Consider the following 16,597-nt stretch of genomic DNA (forward strand, 5'->3'; position numbering starts at 1 on the left):
GGGTATGTCGAACCCGTTCGAGACAGTCACGTCGGAGGCGATTCTCGAGGGTACCGCGACCGACGCCTACTTCGATCGGACGCGGACGACCCTCGAGCACGCGGGGCTGAATCCCCGCGTCGTCGCCGAAGTGACCGCAGACCAGTTTCCGACCGGCGAGTTTCAGGTACTCACCGGCATCGCCGATATCGCTACGCTGTTCGAGGGCCGCGCCGTCGACGTCGACGCCTTGCCGGACGGACAGCTCTTCGACGGCGGTCCGGTCGTCAGAATCGAGGGCCCGTACCTCGAGTTCGCCGAACTCGAGACCACGTTGCTCGGCTTTCTCTCCCAGCCGAGCGGCTTCGCGACCGCGGCGCTCGAGGCCCGGCGCGCCGCGCCCGATTCGACCCTGCTCTCGTTCGGCGCTCGCCACGTCCACCCGTCGCTCGCGACGGCGGTCGAACGCGCCGCCATCCTCGCCGGATTCGACGGCTTCTCGCACGTCGCCGCAGGCGAACTGCTCGAGCAGGAGGCTAGCGGAACGATGCCCCACGCGCTCATGTTCGCCTTCGGCGAGGGGAATCAGGCCGACGCCTGGCGGGCGTTCGACGAGGCGGTCCCCGAATCGGTCCCTCGGATCGCCCTCACGGACACGTTCTGGGACGAAAAGAGCGAGAGCTTACTCGCCGCCGAAACGCTCGGCGACCGACTCGACGGCGTTCGCCTCGATACCACCGGCTCTCGCCGCGGCGATTTCAGACATATCGCTCGAGAGATACGGTGGGAACTCGACGCTCGAGGCTTCGAAGACGTCGATATCTTTTGCAGCGGCGGCATCGACCCGTCGTCGATTCGAACCCTACGCGACGTCGCCGATGGCTTCGGCGTCGGCAGCCATATCACGAGCAGGGCACCGATCGATTTCAGCCTCGACATCGTCGAACTCGAGGGCGAACCGGTCTCGAAACGGGGGAAACTCTCCGGCGTGAAAGACGTCTACCGGACCGCAGACGGCGGCCACCACGTCGCGCTCGCGGACGGCGACGCACCAGCGGACGCGGAGTCGCTGCTCGAACCATTGGTTCGCGACGGCGAGGTTGTCAGAGAACCGACTCTCGAGGAAGCGAGCGAGCGCTGTCTCGCGGACGCCGCGGCCGTTGGATTCGAGGAATCGCGCTAACGCAGGAATCGAGAACCGCCGTTCTCACGGAACTCTGTTCGCTTTCGCGATTCGAACTGTTGAGAACGGACGAAGCCGCGGCTCACCGACGAGTATCGTCGCGAAATCGAGTCGCCGATTACACCTGCTCGACGCTGCCGTCGGCCTCGCGCTCGCGGAAGACCTGTCCTTCGAAGAGCGTGACGACGATGTCGTCGTCCTGCCACGCCGTCGGCGGGAGTCGGGCTTTCCGACACGCCCGGTCGAGGTACTCGCGCTCGCTCCAGTCGTTCTGGACGGGGACGGTCGGGTAGAGCCAGCCGCTTTTACCGCCGCCGTCGACGGCGACGCCGTGGCTTCCGAGTTCGATATCCGCGAGCGGGTCGTCGGTGAGCAGTACGTTCTTGACGGTACACACCGAGACGGTGAGGTTGTCGAGTTCAGACGGCGTCACCTCGGAGCCACACGAGTCGTCGCTTGCGGCCTCGATGGCCGCGTCGACGATGACGTGTCCGAGCTGATCGTCCGATCGGTAGCCGCCGGCACACCCGCGCAGACTGCCGCGGCCTCGAGTCGACTCGAGGCGGACGAACGCGCCCGTGCGCTCGTAGAACGCTTCGCGCATGCTGCCTGGATGTTCTCGTTGACCGTTACGTACGAAAGATTCGACGGCTTCTCGTGCGAGTTCGGCCGCACGCGCGCCGTCTTCGTAGGAAAGGTCGACGCCCTGTCGCTGGGACATACAACTACACATGTATGTTCAGCCCCTAAAGCGCTTCCATTCAGCGCTCGCCCGTATAGTACCAATCGAGGGACTTATTCGGCGCCTGCTCGTATAGTAGATGGGAGAGAGAGCCCGGCCGCCGCGGCGGTCGACTCGGCGACGAGTCGGCTGTCCAACGCGGCTCGTCCCCCGCGGACGGGTCGCGCCTGCGAGGAAAGTCCCCCCACCGTTCGGGCGGGTGACCGGATGCAAATCCGGAGCGGGAGACCGCTGGCTCTGGAACAGAAACGACACGTCTCGGCCCGACCGATGATGCGCGCGAACCCGACCGAGAGGAAGGGGAGTCAACCCGCAGAGGGCACCAGCCGTTAGACGCGATTCGAAATCGCGGGTCGCTCGATGCGACCGGCTGTGACGGCCGAGGATCGATGGAACGGCGAATCCCCACCGGTGCAAGTTCGCGCCGCAGGTAGCCCGAACGCACCGCCCACGGCGGGCGGCGCGAGCGCTCAGCCGAATGCCGGGACGAACAGAAGGGGGCTTACTCCTCTCACCCAGTTTCTCGTACTCGAGCGCCAGCGCTGTTCAGTTTCGGCGAGTGGTACTGGCTCGTGTCAGCGAACGCCGACGCTGTTCCGTTTTGTCGAGTCGAACACCGCTCGAGCGGCCGGCTACGACGATAGAGAACGCATCGACAGGCTCGACGGCCCGTCGGGTCACCGGTTCGCGAGAGAATCGAAAAGCGCCAAAGCCAGGACTCGAACCTGGGACAACCTCGTATCTGCGGCGAACAGATGACCTGCATCGCCGTAACAGCGAGGTGCTCTACCAACTGAGCTACTTCGGCTCATCTTAGTGTATCGGCGGGTATTTGATAGGGCTTTCGTTTTGCCTGCACCGAGTTCGACACCCTTTCACGGGGTGGTCGAGTACCAGGTCGTGATGACAGCAGAGGACGAAGACCGGGAGAGGGACGATTCGGACTCCCTCGAGTCCGGGTCCGGCCCGGCCGATCCGGCCACCGACTCGAGTCTCGAGGCCGTTGTCTCGCGGGTTCGCGAGCGAGTCATTCCCGACGACGCCGAACGCGAGGCGCTGTCGACGGCCGCGACGACGCTCATCGATAGGGCCGATGCCGCAGCCACGGCCCGCTGTCCCGACGCGGACGTCCTGCAGGTGGGCTCGACCGCACGCGACACCTGGATCAGCGGCGACCGGGACATCGATATCTTCGTCCGGTTTCCGCCCAACCTCGACCGGGAGACGTTAGAGGAGTACGGCCTCGAAGTCGGCCACGAAACGTTGCCCTCGGGCCACGAGGAGTTCGCCGAGCACCCCTACGTGAAAGGGAAGTTCGAGGGCTTCGACGTCGATGTCGTCCCCTGTTTTCGACTCGAGTCGGCGACCGACATCCGATCCGCGGTCGATCGGACGCCGTTTCACACCCGGTACCTGAACGAGCGCCTCGACGACGAGATCACCGCCGACGTTCGGGTCACGAAGCAGTTCTGCAAGGGGATCGGCGTCTACGGAAGCGACCTCAGAACCCGCGGGTTCAGCGGCTACCTCACCGAACTCCTCGTCTGCGAGTACGGCGGCTTTCGCCCGCTGCTCGAGGCCGCGAGCGACTGGAACCCACCGGTCCGGCTCGATCCGGAGAGACCGGATTCATCCAGTGTTGACGGGAGCGACACCGCACCCGTCCAGTTCGACGACCCGCTCGTCGTAATCGACCCCACCGATCCCGAACGGAACGTCGCCGCCGTCGCCTCGGCCGACAACGTCGCCCGGTTCCAACACTACGCCCGCGACGTTCTCGAGTCCCCACGCGAGTCGCTGTTCGAACCCCACGAACCCGCGCCGCTGGACGCCGCCGCACTCCGCGCTCACCTGGCGAACCGCGGAACGACGCCGGTCGCCGTCAGGTTCGACGCGCCGGACCTCGTCGAAGACCAGCTGTACCCGCAACTTCGAAAATCCCTGTCGGGGATCACGAGCAAGCTCGACGCTCGCGGGTTCGACGTGTTTCGCGCGACGACGTTCGCCGACGACAGCGCCGTCGTCTTCGTCGAACTCGCGGTCACCGAACGGCCGGCGCTCGAGCGCCACGACGGGCCGCCGGTCCACGTCCGATCGCACGCCGAGGGCTTCTTCGACGCCTACGCGGACGATCCGGACGCCTACGGACCCTTTATCGACGGCGACCGCTACGTGACCGAACGCGAACGCGAGTTCACCACGGCGACGGCGTTTCTCGAGAGCGAGCGACTGCTCGAGGCGGGACTAGGCGCACACGTCGAGACGGCTCTCGAGGACGGGTACGACGTTCTCGTGGGTGACGACGTTACCGAACTGCTCGGCGAGTTCGACCGGGAACTGGCGCGGTACTACGATCCGCGGCCCTGAACGAACGGTTTCGAAACGAACGACCCGTTTGAAGCTGGCGTAACAGTTCGATAAATTCGAGCCCTCAGTCGGTCAGCCCGTGTGCCTCCCGTACGTCCTCGATAACCGACGCCGCGTCGTCGCTCACCGCTCCTTCTGGTTCGATCGGCTCTCGGCCGTCGAACGTCTCGTGGACAAGCGCGACGCTGTCGGCGAGCACCTCGAGGCCGTAGCCCCCCTCGAGAACGAACGCCAGCGCCGCGTCGGTTTCGTCGGCGATCGTTCGAAACCGGTCGGTCATGAGCGCGTAGGCCTCCGTCGGCAGGCGAATCCGCGAAATCGGGTCGTGACGGTGCGCGTCGAATCCGGCGCTGATGAGGAGGAGATCCGGATCGAACGACTCGAGCGCGTCGGTGAGCGGTCCGTCGATCGCCGCCAGATACCCCAGTTCGTCGGTTCCGGCGGGCATCGGGATATTCATCGTCGTTCCGTTGCCCTCGTCAGTCCCGATTTCGTCGACTGCGCCGGTGCCGGGATAGAGCCCCTCCTCGTGTATCGACGCGAAGAAGACGTCGCCGTCGTCGTAGAAGATGTCCTGCGTTCCGTTTCCGTGGTGGACGTCCCAGTCGACGATCGCTACGCGCTCGACGTCGTCGTTCGAATCGATCGCGTGCTGGGCTGCGACGGCGACGTTGTTGACGAAGCAAAAGCCCATCGCGTCGTCGCCGACCGCGTGATGGCCCGGCGGCCGTCCGATCGAGAACGGCGTCTTTCGTCCGTCTTCGCCCTCGAGGGCGGCGTCTGCGGCCCAGCAGGCCGACCCGGCGCTTCGGCGGATCGCGTCCCAACTCTCTTCGACGGCGGTCGTGTCGGGATCCCAGTTCCCGCCGCCCTCGGCACAGAATTCGTCGACGGACTCGATGTATTCGCGGTCGTGAACTGCGGCGATCGTGTCGATCGTCGCCGGATCCGGTTCGACGTACTCGACGCCGTGTTTTTTCTTCAGTCGCTCTCGGATCGCCCTGAGGCGGTCGGGCGTCTCCGGGTGACGCGAACCGGGGTCGTGTGCGAGACAGTCCTCGCTGTAGCCAAACTGCATCGTTCACTCGAACAGCGAGAAGTAGGTCTCGATGTCGGATTCGATGATCGTCCGTCGATCGGCGTGGCGAGCGAGGATCGCCGCCGCGTGCGCGACGTTGTCGGCGTAATCCTCGAGGATGTCGGCGAGTGCGATCCGTGCGTCCATCGAGACGCGGTATTTGTCGTCGATCTCGATCCTAGCGATGCGGTCGACCGGCGCGACCGGCAGCTCGAGATCGTCCTTGTCGATCACCGTCTCAACCTCGAAATCGGATGCCATGAGTGTTTTTCGTCCGTCCGCGATCGCCCGCTCGGCGGCGTCGATCGCGAGTTCGCTCCCGTGTTCTTGAATCCGCAATGCGAGTGCTTCCGACGCGTCGGCGCTCACACGAAGATCACCCGCGTTCCGCCGGATGATCGTATCAACCGGGGCGAACGGGAGTTCGACGTTCATATTTTCATACCCGAAGTTAACGCCCTTAACGCTTTTCGTACCGGCGCGAGGCGCTCTCGGCCGCTCAGAACACGTCGTTCGCCTCGAGGCGGCCGTCACGGATCACACCTCGGGCAGTGACTTCTTCGCCGAGTCCGACGTCGGCGCTGGTTTCGACGCTCATCGTCGTGTCGCCGTCGTCGAGAACGACCGGGCTTCCCGCCTGCACGACGACGCCCGTGAACTCCGTTTCCGCCCCCTCGTCCGGTTCCGCGAGCGCTGATTCGTCGCCCGATGCGCCCTCGCTCGTCTCGGGTTCGTCCGCGTTCGTCGTCCCGTCTCCGGCTGCGCTTTCCTCGCCGCCTTCGGCGAACGACGAGAGGCCGGCCGATTCGGTGTCGGACGAGTCGGCCGACTCCGACTCACTCTCCTCGGAGTCGAGGACGGTGATCGTCGAGCGCCACCCGGCGGAGGCCTCGAGGTCGTCCTGCCAGCCGTCCTGAATCTCGACGTCCGCGAGCGCGACCTCGTCGCCGGGGCCAATATCGCGGTCTGCCTTATCGCCCCACAGCGCGACGCGAATGTCGCCCGTCGCGTCCTGCACGCGGATGTTTCGAACCTGCCCCTCGGAGCCGTCGTCCCGGTCGAACGTCCGCTTCGGATCCGCGGACCGAACAACGCCCGCGATGTCGACGACATCGTCGATCTCGAGCGATTCGATCGGCGTGCTTTCTGGGACGTACTCGACATCCGCGTCGACTTCCTCGAGCGCGCCGCGATTTCCGACGTGGAGTTCGAGGGTGCCATCGCGCTCCCGAACGTAGCCGTCGACGACCTCGACCGTCGCGTCCGCCTCGAGTTCGGTCGCGCGATCGGCCTGCTCGTCCCAGAGGGTCACCCGGATGCGCCCGGTCTCGTCGCCGAGCGTGAGATTCGAGACTTTCCCTTCCGAGCCGTCGTCACGGTCGAACGTTCGGACGGAATCGGTGTCGAGGACCTTTCCGACGAGGTTGACGTTCGAAATGCCGAGCGAGAGGCTTTCGACGGTGTGGACGTCCGAGACCTGCACGTCGATTTCGGTGTCGTCGTCGGGCTCTAAGTCGTCGACGCTCACTTCGACGCCGCTGAACCCCTCTTTCGGCCGACCCTTGATCCGAAGTACCTGTCCCTCCTCGAGTTGCTCGATCGCGGCCTCGGCGTGGTCGTCCCACAGCGAGGCTCTGACGGCGCCGGTCTCGTCGGCGACTTCGACGTTGACGACGCGGCCGTCCTCGTCCTCGCCGTCGCGCTCGAACGTCCGCAGTTCGCCGATGCTCGTCACTTTCGCGACGAACTTCGCTTCCTCCATACCGGGCTCGATGTCCGCGACGCCGCCGACCTCGCTTTCGCCGACTTCGTGAGCGATGAGCATCGCCGCCGTCTCCTCGTCCGCGAGTCCACCCATCTGCTCGACTTTGTCTTCGACGGCCTCGCGAAACTCCTCGAGCGAGACGTCCGCCTCGAGGTCTTCGTAAACCCCCTCGATGTCGCTCATTCTACTCCGAACCATGCGTAGCCCGCGCATAAGCGTTGTCCATTCGCCCGCTCGACGGCGGATACGGCCCGTCGCGAGCGGTGGCGTCCGCGCCGCCTCGAGCGCTCGGTTCCGGGGTTCGATGCTGCGTTCATAGCCGCTTTTCGGTCGTATTGGTATAAAAACTCGAGCGTCGTTCGACGCGAGTGTGTTGCTTGGTGTGATGTAGCGAGGGAGAGGGTCTCGGGACCCCAGTTCGTAGCGCTTCCTTTCGAAAGGGCTTTAACTGCAACACCGGTACGTTGAGTTGAGTCCTGATAGGGTAGTGGACTATCCTCTTGGCTTGCGGAGCCAGGGACCGGAGTTCAAATCTCCGTCAGGACGTTTTCCCGAACACAACATCGACGAGCGTAGCGAGTCGTCCGTGTTCGGGAAAACGGATACAGGGAGATTTGAACACGAGAGTCGCAGCCCGCACAACCGAGCGAAGCGAGGTGAGCAGGACCGTCTCTCATCTGTTCAAATCTCCGGACGGCGTGAAACGCCGTCCGTGCCCAACGCTCACTTCGTTCGCGTTGGACTCCGTCAGGACGTTTCCGTCGACGCCAATCCGCGAGAGAAGCGAGCGACTGGTTCGACGAATCTCCGGACAGTGTTTTATACTGTCTGTGCTCTCCGCTCGGTTTCTTCACTGATGACTTTTAGGATAGTTCCAAATACGACGGTGTCATAGAACGCTTTCGCTCGAGCGAGAAGTGGTGTGCAGCCGCTTTTGACCGCATCCGATAGTCGGGCCCGCTGTACACGCCGCTGGTGGGAAATATAATATATAAGAGAAAATATTTATCCATGAATGCATTCTTGGGAAACATGAATCGTCGAGCCCTCCTCGTAGGTTGTGTCTGTACATCTTTGATCGGAAGTGGCTGTCTTTCACGTGGTGGAAACGAAGAAGTTTCCACTGGAGAGAGCGAGGTTCCTGAGTCTACTGACGATAAGGCGCACGGACACGATCCGTCGCCGAGTCACATTTTACAGGTTTCAGTTGTGGGGTCTACCCCTGATGATAATCAGGTAGTTGACCCAAAGGAAGCAGGAATAACTGAGAACGAACCCATTGCTACGGCACTCGAAAAGGCAAGTGACGAGTATACCGATGGGATGGAAGACGACCTTGGGAAAAACGAGTCCCGAATACTCGCGTCTATCAGCGACGACGGATTAGACGGTGCCGAGGACAAAATCGAATCGGGAACACTGTTCGTGGACTATGAGGGGGTGACGTACCTTCTGATGGTGGCTAAAATGTCACTCGAGACGAAATAAGGGGGCGCTCACCGAATTTTCTTACGGCTCCATCAGGCTCCACCGATACCAGTCGAGTCCACCGGGATACCAGCTTTTATTCGATCCCACGACGGGGCTTCCGACATGGAAACAGGCATCGCGCAGGAAGTCACGGCCGGCGATTGCACGGATCTCTACTACATCGATACGGGGATGTACGAGACCGATGAGTACGGCGCGGTCTACGTACTCGAGAGCGAGCGACCCGCGGTCGTCGAAACGGGCGTCGGGGCGAACTACGAGCGCATCCTCGAGGCGATGGACGAGATCGGCATCGACCGCGAGGACCTCGAGGTGATCGCGGTCACGCACATCCACCTCGACCACGCCGGTGGTGCGGGGCTGCTCGCCGAAGCGTGTCCGAACGCGGAGGTCTACGTGCCATCGATCGGCGCGAGCCACCTCGTCGATCCGTCCCGGCTGGTCGAGGGGACCAAGCAGGCGGTCGGCGATCGGTGGGAGTTCTACGCCGATCCGGAGCCGGTCCCGGAGGATCGCATCGTCGAACTCGAGGACGGCGACGTGGTCGACCTGGGGGATCACGAACTACGCGTTCACGCCGCTCCTGGCCACGCGCCCCACCAGGTGGTTTTCGAAGATCCCGCGAACGACGCGGTGTTCACCGGCGACGCGGCGGGGATCTGGGTGCCGAAACTCGGCGAGATCCGCGAGACTTCGCCGCCGTCGAACTTCGACCTCGAGCAGTGTCTCGAGGACGTCGAGACGCTGAAAGCGATCGACCCGGACGTCCTGCTGTACACCCACTTCGGACCGCGAGCGGTCGGCGACGACGCGTCGGCGGCCCTCGAGCGGTACGCGAAGGTGCTACGGGAGTGGGTGTCGGAGATCGAGGACAAGCGAGACGAGCTCGAGGACGACGAGGCGGTCATCGAGTACTTCGCGGACAACGCGGTGCCGGTCGGTCCGTGGGGAGACCGCGCGGTGCGAGCCGAAGCGAGGATGAACACCCGCGGCGTGCTGGGCTACCTCGATCACCGGTAGCGGTTTCGAGTGCGACGGCAGTGCCCCGGCCCTGCGATCCGTTCAAATCGGGGCGAATAAACGGGAAAACGTGTGTGATCCGTTTCAACATGTTTTATCGTTCGGGAACTATTGACATACGAGCATGAACTGGCGCGAGGCCGAACGTGAACACGACGACGAGGTAATCGCTGAGACGACGCTCGCACGGATGTTCGAAAACGCCGCAACGCGCCACCCAAACCGGCCGGCCCAGCAGTACAAGGGCGGCATCTACGATCGCTCGCTCACTCCGTCGGTCCTTCCCGCTGCCGATCACGGGCGATTCCGCCCGATTTCGTACACGGAAATGCGGTCCATCGTACGGAACCTCGCGGCGGGGTTTCGCGATCTCGGCGTCGAAACCGGCGATCGGGTCGGCATCTTCTCGAACACCCGGATGGAGTGGGCCCAGACGGACTTCGCCCTGCTCGGTGCCGGCGGCGTCATCACGACCGTCTACACCAGTTCCTCGCCGGATCAGGTCCGCTACCTGCTCGAGGACCCCGACGCGTCGGGCGTCGTCGTCGAAAACGAACGACTCCTCGAGCGCGTCCTCGAGGTCGAAGCCGACCTGGACCTCGAGTTCATCGTCTCGATCGACCGCCTCGAGGGGTACGACGACCGCGACGATATCGTGACCCTCGCCGAGGTCCACGACCGCGGCGAGGACGCGTTCGACCTCGAGGCCTACGAGGAGTGGGTCGACGAGCCTGCGATGGACGATCTGGCGAGCCTGATCTACACCAGCGGCACGACCGGCCAGCCCAAGGGCGTCCAGCTCACCCACCGGAACTTCCGGTCGAACGTGAACCAGGTTCGAAAGCGCTACGGCCCGCGTCCGGACAAAGCCGCGGACGTTCCGTCGATCGACGAGGAGACGACCGTCGTCTCGTATCTCCCGCTCGCACACGTCTTCGAACGGACGGCGGGGCACTTCCTCATGTTCGCCAGCGGCTCCTGCGTCGCCTACGCGGAGGACACGGAGACGCTTCAGGAGGACTTCGGGCTGGTCCAGCCACAGAGCGCGACGAGCGTGCCGCGGGTCTACGAGAAAATCTACGATGCCATCCGCGAGCAGGCCAGCGAGTCGCCGGTCAAAGAGCGGATCTTCAACTGGGCGACCGAGGTCGGTCGAGAGTACCAGAACGCGGATTCGCCGGGGCCGGTACTCTCGCTCAAGCACTCGCTCGCGGACAAACTGGTCTTTTCGACGGTCAGGGAGGCACTCGGCGGCGAAGTCGAGATGCTGATCAGCGGCGGCGGAAGCCTCTCGCCCGATCTGGCGACGCTCTATCACGGAATGGGACTCCCGATCTACGAGGGGTACGGACTGACCGAGACCGCGCCGGTCGTCTCCTGTAACCCGATGGAGGAGCCGAAGATCGGTACGATCGGACCGCGACTCCCCGGCGTCGACATCGAAATCGACGAATCGGTCACGGACGACGACACCTTCGAGGACGACCGCGGCCAAGTCGGCGAACTGCTCGTCAGCGGGGACAACGTCACGGAGGGCTACTGGAACAGACCCGGCGCGACCGACCGGGCGTTCACCGAGGACGAGGACGGCACGAACTGGTTCCGAACGGGCGATATCGTCCACCTGCGTCCCGACGACTACCTCGAGTTCCGCGAGCGCGCGAAGCAGTTGCTCGTGCTCTCGACCGGAAAGAACGTCGCGCCCGCGCCGATCGAGGACGCTTTCGCCGCGAGCGAGGTCGTCGAACAGTGTATGGTCGTCGGCGACGGGGAGAAGTTCGTCGGCGCGCTGCTGGTTCCGAACACGGCGCACGTTCGCGAGTGGGCTGAACGTGAAGGGATTGATTTGCCGGACGATCCGGAAGCGATGTGTCGCGACGAGCGGGTGAAAGCGTACGTACGGGAGGAAGTCGACCGCGTCAACGAGAACTTCGAGAAACACGAGACGATCAAGCAGTTCCGACTGGTCCCCCAGGAGTTCACCGAGGAGAACGACATGCTCACGCCGACGATGAAGAAGAAACGTCGCGTCATCTTAGAGCGGTTCGACGACCGGGTCGACGAGATATACGCGGCGGGGTGACGACGCGCCACTTGCTGGTTTGTACGCGAATCGTTGCGCCGCGAGCGCTGATTTCGACGAAACGGTTTTACCAGACTCCGTTGTATCGCCGTCGGCATGACCTTCGTCGCCGAGTTCACGATTTCGTCCGCGGAGTTCTCGTTCGGGGCCGTCCTTCGGGAGCATCCCGGCCTGGCGATCGAGTTCGAGAGCGTCGTCCCGACTCATCACGGGCTCATGCCGTTCATTTTCGTCTGGAGCGACGGCAACTACGACGAGATCGAACCGCGGATTCGGTCGGACCGCGCCGTCGAAACGGTGACCGAGATGGACCGGTTCGACGACGGCCGACTGTACAAGGTGACGTGGTCCGACTCGGTTCCCGGACTCGCGGACGCCCTCCTCGAGTCGCGTGCGACTCTCCTCGAGGGAATCGGGACCGACGAGGGGTGGACGTTCGAGATCAGGTTCCGCGAGCAAGAGCGCATCGAGGCGTTCCAGGCGCGCGTCGACGAGTACGATATCTCGCTCGAACTCGAGCGGCTCCGGGCGGAACTCGAGGTTTCGACGAGCACGCAGTACGACCTCACCGACAAGCAGTACGAAACGCTCATCACGGCCTTCGATGCGGGGTATTTCGAGAACCCGAAGGACGCGACGCTCGAGGAAATCGGCGACGAACTCGGCGTCTCCGAAGCCGCGGTCACCGGTCGGTTGCGTCGCGGACTGACATCTGTGCTCTCGCGGACGGTGATGCGAGGCGAACGGTCGGGTGGTTCCGAATGAGCCCCTGAGTTGTCACCCGAAAAGCGTCCGAATATATTAACGACGATATTCAAGGATCGGGAGGCGCTACTCGAGGACGTTCGTTGGCGACGTCGGATCAGGGGATCGTAATGTCAGATTCATCGGAAAGGGATCCACATCAGGACGATGAGACGATCACGTACAGGACGGACATCCAGCCGAACGAAGGCGTGACTGGCGCGATCGTTCGCCTGCTTGAAAAGCTGCCCGAACGCGTCTACGACGACGTGACCCCCCTCTACGACCACGTCGATCCAGAAGCGCTCGAGCACCTGTTCGCCGATACGACCGCGAGCGTTCGGCGTGGAACCGCGAGGGTGACGTTCGAAGACGTCCAGATCGCTGTTCTGGATGGCGACCGCGTCGAGATACGCATCGTCGACGAAACCGCTCCGTCGACGACCCCCGATCGCAGCGAGTGCGAGATCGATTCGCCGTAACTGGGATTCGAACGAGTTCAGACCAAACGACAGTTATTCGCGAGGGTTCGAACCGCGAGTTCCTCAGGCGTTCAACCGCCAGATTTCGAACGTGAGAGCGGTCGCGAACGCGACCCACAGGAGGTACGGGACGAGCAGCGCGGCCGCCGTGCGGTCGACCCGCCGAACGGCAGCGATAGTGGCGACGACCAGTCCCAACAGGATTGCGACGACGCCGAGCGCAACCAGCGGTCGTTGCAGCGCGAAAAACGCCGGCGTCCACGCGACGTTGAACGCCATCTGGACCGCGAACAGTCCGATCGCGAGCCCTCGCCCGGGGCCGTCGGCCCGCCAGACGCGCCACAGCGCGATCCCGAGCAGGGTGAAAAGCGCCGTCCAGACGATCGAAAACGCGATCGACGGCGGGTAGAACCACGGCTTCTCGAGGGTCCGAAACCAGGCTGTGTCGGTTGAGGTGACCAGCGCCGGCGCGCTCCCGACGGCGTTGACCAACAGGACGAAGCCGACGAGTTCGGCTATCGGCCGCGGCTTGAGATCGAGCGACCGGACGCTGTATGCCATAGTCGTTGTACGGATCCGAGCGTCTTATACCATCAGTCGCCGAGCAGCGCGACGATGGTTGCGATCACCGGGGACAGTACCACCGCAGACCGCGCGGCTCCGACGTTCGAGTGCCAACTCCACTCGAGGGGGGCAACGCTTTTGTGACAGACCGTTGGGGACCAGCTATGGACGATCGCCTCGAGTCTACCGGGTGGGTCGCGATCGACTATCCGCGGAGCGGGTCCACAGTGACTCCGAGAAGGCGGACCACCAGTGATTCCGAGTGGGGAGGCCGAAATGACTGACGGGATCTCCTCGGGCTCGACGCGGGACGAGCCCGATCCGTGGCTCGAGTTGCTCGCGGACGCGACAGCGATCGAGAGCGAGTTTCGGGACGCGGGCTGGGAGACGGTGCTCGTCGAACCGGACGCCGTCACGCCGATCGATACCGACGAACGGGTCGGCATCCGAGCGGCGGTCGCGCAGGACCGCTACGCCGTCGTCGAGGGCCTCGTCGACCGGGACGACGTCGCCTTCAGCGCGGTCGATGTCTACTACCAGACCGACGGCCAGACGATATTCGTCCTCGCGGTCGAACGCGACGACGAGAGTCACCACGCCGTCCTGGTCCCGTTGTACTACGATCTGCCGGACGCATCTGTGGTGCTCCAGACCGCACTCGCGGAGGGCAACCTCTCGATCTACCTCGACCCGGCGGACGAACCCGAAGCCGAAGTCGAAGCGGAACCACGGCAGGCGGACGAATCAGAAGCGACGGACGAAGACCGCTGGGTCGTGTTCTCCCACGACGATCCGTCGCTGTTCGTCGAGTCCGTCGGCGAACTCGAGGAGTAGCCGCTCACTCCGTCTTTTCGCTTACGCTTCGTCTTCTCGCAACTCCTTGCTGGCGTCGCGAACGTCGCGCATCACCGTCGAGATTCGCTCTTCGGCCTCGAGTTCCTCCTCGACCGAGAGGTCGACGCCCTCGACCTCGAGGAGGAACTTCGCGACCTCGGTCGCCTCGTACATCACGTCGTCGAGTTCCTCGGCGGTGAAGAAGTCACACATCGCCCCGTAGAGGAAAGTCGCGCCCGCGGTCCGGATCTTTTCCTCGAAGGAGCTCCGGGCCTGATTGACCGCCTGCGGGGTGTAGGTGTCGGTCATGAAGGGGACGAGTTCGGGGAGGTTCTCACCGATCTTGGTCATCTCGACACCGGTTTCGGTCCGAAAGTCCGAACACAGACGGGCGATGGCCCACTCGCGGGCCGTGATGTAGGTCCGATCCCGCAGGAACTCGTTGACCCGGTCGTACTGCGCGCCGTCCATCTTCTGGAACCGGGCGTACTTCTGGACGTCCGCCGGCACGTCGTTCTCATCGCCCTCGTCCGGGTCCGGCACGCCCGGCATCGACTGCTCGGTCGACGAGTCGCGCTCGTTCGAACCGCCGCGTTCCGTCGATGGACCCCGTTCGTTCGACGCGGACTCGTTGGAGTTGACGGCCCGTTCCGTCTCCTCGGAATCATCGTCAGAAGGGTCTGTGGCCCCCGTCTCGTCAGTATCACTGTCGGGAGTGTCTGTAGCCGTCGTCTCGCCGAGACCGTCGTCGCGGGTCGCCTCGGGAGTGTCGCCGGCCGCTTGCTCGTCGCCGGTCGCTTCCGCGGGGGTGGTCTCGCTCGAGTCGGAGTCCATCTCCTCGGACTCCGTCCGCGAACCGTCCTCGTTCATAGCCTCTCATTCCCAAGGCCCGGAGATAAGGATTGTTCTCGAGGGCGTCGTCTCGTCCGCCGCTCGCCGTCGCTTCGCCTTCAGCACTGGGGTACTGACCGCGTCTCGAGACGGGCCCGATCCGATAAACTCCCCTTGCATTTGGTGTGGTTCTGCGTGTTTTAAGATGATAAAGGCCGTTACCTAGGCTATGTCACAAACGCCAGTCATCGCGGCCGCGTATCGAACCCCACAAGGGAAAGAAGACGGCGTATACGCCGACCTGCGAAGCGAGGATCTCTCCATCCCGCTGATCAACGAAATCCTGGCCGAGAGCGGCCTCTCGAGCGAGGACATCGACGATCTGATGTGGGGCTGTGCCCAGCAGCGCGGCGAGCAGGACAACAACCTCGCGCGGATCATCGCCCTGCTCTCGGATCTGGGCGAAGGGGTACCGGCGACGACGATCAACCGCTGGTGTGCCTCCTCCATGCAGGCGGTCATCTCCGCGTCGGACGCCATCGCGGCGGGCAACCGCGACGCGATCATCGCCGGCGGCGTCGAGTCGATGACCCGCGTGCCGATGGGCGAGAGCACGGCGGAGGTCCACCCGCGGCTGGCCGCCGAGTACAACGTCGGCGAACTCCAGATGGGGATGACGGCAGAGAAGGTCGCCGAGGAGTTCGACGTCACTCGAGAGGAGCAAGACGAGTACGCGGCCCGAAGCCAGCAGCGGGCCGTCGAGGCGACCGAGGAAGGTCGCTTCGAGGACGAGATCGTCCCGATCGAAACGGAAGACGGAACGATCACCGAGGACGAGGGCCTCCGTCCGGGAACGACCGCCGAGAAGCTCGCCGAACTGCCGACGGTGTTCAAATCCGACGGCAGTGTCACCCCCGGTAACGCCTCGCAGATCTCCGACGGCGCGTCCGCGCTTCTGGTCACGAGCGAGGCCTTCGCCGAGGAGCACGACCTCGAGATCCTCGCCGAAGTCGGGATGAACAACGTCGCTGGCGTCGATCCGACCATCATGGGAATCGGTCCGGTTCCGGCGACGCGCGGCCTGCTCGAGCGAAACGGTCGCGACATCGAGGACTACGATCTGGTCGAACTCAACGAGGCCTTCGCCAGCCAGAGTCTCTACTCTCGAGACGAACTCGGGATCGACCCCGAGATCTTCAACGTCAACGGCGGCGCGATCGCGATCGGCCACCCGCTCGGCGCCTCGGGCGCTCGCCTGCCGGTCACCCTGATTCACGAACTCCAGAAACGCGGCGGCGGCCTCGGACTGGCGACGTTGTGTGTCGGGTTCGGACAGGGAGCGGCGATCGAGTTCGACGTGAACTAACGGACCGTTCGTTCACCTTTTGGTCCAGATTTTCCGAGGCTGTGAGCGAGCGAAGCGAGCGAGTCGGC

15 protein-coding genes, 2 tRNA genes and 1 other RNA gene are annotated in these 16,597 nt (G+C 63.9%); 11 read left to right on the forward strand and 7 right to left on the reverse strand.

Annotation, left to right across the window (positions count from 1 at the left end; all coding sequences use genetic code 11):
* Nucleotides 1-4 precede the first annotated feature (4 nt).
* Nucleotides 5-1,162, forward strand: a complete 1,158-nt coding sequence (locus BM348_RS08880; RefSeq protein ID WP_092904118.1) for a nicotinate phosphoribosyltransferase — start codon at nucleotides 5-7, stop codon at nucleotides 1,160-1,162.
* A gap of 118 nt (nucleotides 1,163-1,280) precedes the next feature.
* On the opposite strand, the gene BM348_RS08885 is transcribed toward BM348_RS08880, so the two are convergent.
* Nucleotides 1,281-1,883, reverse strand: a complete 603-nt coding sequence (locus BM348_RS08885; protein WP_092904120.1) for a TIGR00296 family protein — start codon at nucleotides 1,881-1,883, stop codon at nucleotides 1,281-1,283.
* 102 nt (nucleotides 1,884-1,985) lie between these two features.
* Between BM348_RS08885 and rnpB the strand changes: the two genes are divergently transcribed.
* Nucleotides 1,986-2,421: RNase P RNA component (rnpB, locus tag BM348_RS08890), an RNA gene on the forward strand.
* A 187-nt stretch (nucleotides 2,422-2,608) separates the two neighbouring features.
* Here the strand turns inward: rnpB and BM348_RS08895 are convergent.
* Nucleotides 2,609-2,712: transfer RNA gene (locus BM348_RS08895), tRNA-Asn, on the reverse strand.
* Nucleotides 2,713-2,807: 95 nt separating this feature from the next.
* Here BM348_RS08895 and cca point away from each other — a divergent pair.
* Entirely contained in the window at nucleotides 2,808-4,271 is a 1,464-nt protein-coding gene (gene cca, locus BM348_RS08900; RefSeq protein WP_092905492.1) for a CCA tRNA nucleotidyltransferase, read from the forward strand.
* A 64-nt stretch (nucleotides 4,272-4,335) separates the two neighbouring features.
* On the opposite strand, the gene BM348_RS08905 is transcribed toward cca, so the two are convergent.
* The 3 genes from BM348_RS08905 to BM348_RS08915 all read right to left on the reverse strand — a co-directional run bounded on the left by BM348_RS08905 (nucleotide 4,336) and on the right by BM348_RS08915 (nucleotide 7,297).
* On the reverse strand, nucleotides 4,336-5,349 hold the full coding sequence (locus BM348_RS08905) for a histone deacetylase family protein (RefSeq protein ID WP_092904122.1): 1,014 nt from the start codon (nucleotides 5,347-5,349) through the stop codon (nucleotides 4,336-4,338).
* A 3-nt stretch (nucleotides 5,350-5,352) separates the two neighbouring features.
* Nucleotides 5,353-5,784 (reverse strand): histone family protein, encoded by a 432-nt coding sequence (locus BM348_RS08910; protein ID WP_092904124.1) that lies wholly within the window; start codon nucleotides 5,782-5,784, stop codon nucleotides 5,353-5,355.
* Between the two features lie 64 nt (nucleotides 5,785-5,848).
* Nucleotides 5,849-7,297: a single-stranded DNA binding protein gene (locus BM348_RS08915; RefSeq protein ID WP_092904126.1), complete on the reverse strand. Its 1,449-nt coding sequence runs from the start codon at nucleotides 7,295-7,297 to the stop codon at nucleotides 5,849-5,851.
* A gap of 290 nt (nucleotides 7,298-7,587) precedes the next feature.
* Between BM348_RS08915 and BM348_RS08920 the strand changes: the two genes are divergently transcribed.
* The 6 genes from BM348_RS08920 to BM348_RS08945 all read left to right on the forward strand — a co-directional run bounded on the left by BM348_RS08920 (nucleotide 7,588) and on the right by BM348_RS08945 (nucleotide 12,934).
* Nucleotides 7,588-7,660, forward strand: a tRNA-Arg gene (locus BM348_RS08920).
* A 486-nt stretch (nucleotides 7,661-8,146) separates the two neighbouring features.
* Entirely contained in the window at nucleotides 8,147-8,602 is a 456-nt protein-coding gene (locus BM348_RS20615; RefSeq protein ID WP_139231170.1) for a hypothetical protein, read from the forward strand.
* A 105-nt stretch (nucleotides 8,603-8,707) separates the two neighbouring features.
* Nucleotides 8,708-9,625, forward strand: coding sequence for an MBL fold metallo-hydrolase (locus BM348_RS08930; RefSeq protein ID WP_092904130.1), 918 nt, complete (start codon nucleotides 8,708-8,710; stop codon nucleotides 9,623-9,625).
* 124 nt (nucleotides 9,626-9,749) lie between these two features.
* A complete protein-coding gene (locus BM348_RS08935; RefSeq protein WP_092904132.1) occupies nucleotides 9,750-11,708 on the forward strand; it encodes an AMP-dependent synthetase/ligase in 1,959 nt (652 codons plus the stop codon).
* Nucleotides 11,709-11,804: 96 nt separating this feature from the next.
* The gene (locus BM348_RS08940) at nucleotides 11,805-12,473 is read left to right on the forward strand and encodes a helix-turn-helix domain-containing protein (protein WP_092904134.1); all 669 of its coding nucleotides are present in this window, start codon (nucleotides 11,805-11,807) and stop codon (nucleotides 12,471-12,473) included.
* 110 nt (nucleotides 12,474-12,583) lie between these two features.
* Complete coding sequence (locus tag BM348_RS08945; RefSeq protein ID WP_092904136.1) at nucleotides 12,584-12,934, forward strand: HalOD1 output domain-containing protein; 351 nt, start codon at nucleotides 12,584-12,586, stop codon at nucleotides 12,932-12,934.
* Nucleotides 12,935-12,997: 63 nt separating this feature from the next.
* On the opposite strand, the gene BM348_RS08950 is transcribed toward BM348_RS08945, so the two are convergent.
* Nucleotides 12,998-13,495 (reverse strand): TspO/MBR family protein, encoded by a 498-nt coding sequence (locus BM348_RS08950; protein WP_092904138.1) that lies wholly within the window; start codon nucleotides 13,493-13,495, stop codon nucleotides 12,998-13,000.
* Nucleotides 13,496-13,774: 279 nt separating this feature from the next.
* On the opposite strand from BM348_RS08950, the gene BM348_RS08955 reads away from it, so the two are divergent.
* A complete protein-coding gene (locus tag BM348_RS08955) occupies nucleotides 13,775-14,332 on the forward strand; it encodes a DUF7529 family protein (protein ID WP_092904140.1) in 558 nt (185 codons plus the stop codon).
* Nucleotides 14,333-14,353: 21 nt separating this feature from the next.
* Here the strand turns inward: BM348_RS08955 and BM348_RS08960 are convergent, their stop codons facing one another.
* Nucleotides 14,354-15,202: a DUF5806 family protein gene (locus tag BM348_RS08960; RefSeq protein ID WP_092904143.1), complete on the reverse strand. Its 849-nt coding sequence runs from the start codon at nucleotides 15,200-15,202 to the stop codon at nucleotides 14,354-14,356.
* Nucleotides 15,203-15,392: 190 nt separating this feature from the next.
* Between BM348_RS08960 and BM348_RS08965 the strand changes: the two genes are divergently transcribed.
* Nucleotides 15,393-16,529, forward strand: coding sequence for a thiolase family protein (locus tag BM348_RS08965; RefSeq protein WP_092904145.1), 1,137 nt, complete (start codon nucleotides 15,393-15,395; stop codon nucleotides 16,527-16,529).
* The last annotated feature ends 68 nt before the right edge of the window (nucleotides 16,530-16,597 follow it).

This window comes from Halostagnicola kamekurae, from assembly GCF_900116205.1.
GTDB classification, from domain to species: Archaea; Halobacteriota; Halobacteria; order Halobacteriales; family Natrialbaceae; genus Halostagnicola; species Halostagnicola kamekurae.

Coding starts and splice junctions, on each gene's coding strand:
- BM348_RS08965 (WP_092904145.1), top strand. CDS start 15,393: ATGTCACAAACGCCAGTCATCGCGGCCGCGTATCGAACCCCACAAGGG.
- BM348_RS08960 (WP_092904143.1), bottom strand. CDS start 15,202: ATGAACGAGGACGGTTCGCGGACGGAGTCCGAGGAGATGGACTCCGAC.
- BM348_RS08935 (WP_092904132.1), top strand. CDS start 9,750: ATGAACTGGCGCGAGGCCGAACGTGAACACGACGACGAGGTAATCGCT.
- cca (WP_092905492.1), top strand. CDS start 2,808: ATGACAGCAGAGGACGAAGACCGGGAGAGGGACGATTCGGACTCCCTC.
- BM348_RS08910 (WP_092904124.1), bottom strand. CDS start 5,784: ATGAACGTCGAACTCCCGTTCGCCCCGGTTGATACGATCATCCGGCGG.
- BM348_RS20615 (WP_139231170.1), top strand. CDS start 8,147: ATGAATCGTCGAGCCCTCCTCGTAGGTTGTGTCTGTACATCTTTGATC.
- BM348_RS08950 (WP_092904138.1), bottom strand. CDS start 13,495: ATGGCATACAGCGTCCGGTCGCTCGATCTCAAGCCGCGGCCGATAGCC.
- BM348_RS08945 (WP_092904136.1), top strand. CDS start 12,584: ATGTCAGATTCATCGGAAAGGGATCCACATCAGGACGATGAGACGATC.
- BM348_RS08915 (WP_092904126.1), bottom strand. CDS start 7,297: ATGAGCGACATCGAGGGGGTTTACGAAGACCTCGAGGCGGACGTCTCG.
- BM348_RS08885 (WP_092904120.1), bottom strand. CDS start 1,883: ATGTCCCAGCGACAGGGCGTCGACCTTTCCTACGAAGACGGCGCGCGT.
- BM348_RS08905 (WP_092904122.1), bottom strand. CDS start 5,349: ATGCAGTTTGGCTACAGCGAGGACTGTCTCGCACACGACCCCGGTTCG.
- BM348_RS08955 (WP_092904140.1), top strand. CDS start 13,775: ATGACTGACGGGATCTCCTCGGGCTCGACGCGGGACGAGCCCGATCCG.
- BM348_RS08880 (WP_092904118.1), top strand. CDS start 5: ATGTCGAACCCGTTCGAGACAGTCACGTCGGAGGCGATTCTCGAGGGT.
- BM348_RS08930 (WP_092904130.1), top strand. CDS start 8,708: ATGGAAACAGGCATCGCGCAGGAAGTCACGGCCGGCGATTGCACGGAT.
- BM348_RS08940 (WP_092904134.1), top strand. CDS start 11,805: ATGACCTTCGTCGCCGAGTTCACGATTTCGTCCGCGGAGTTCTCGTTC.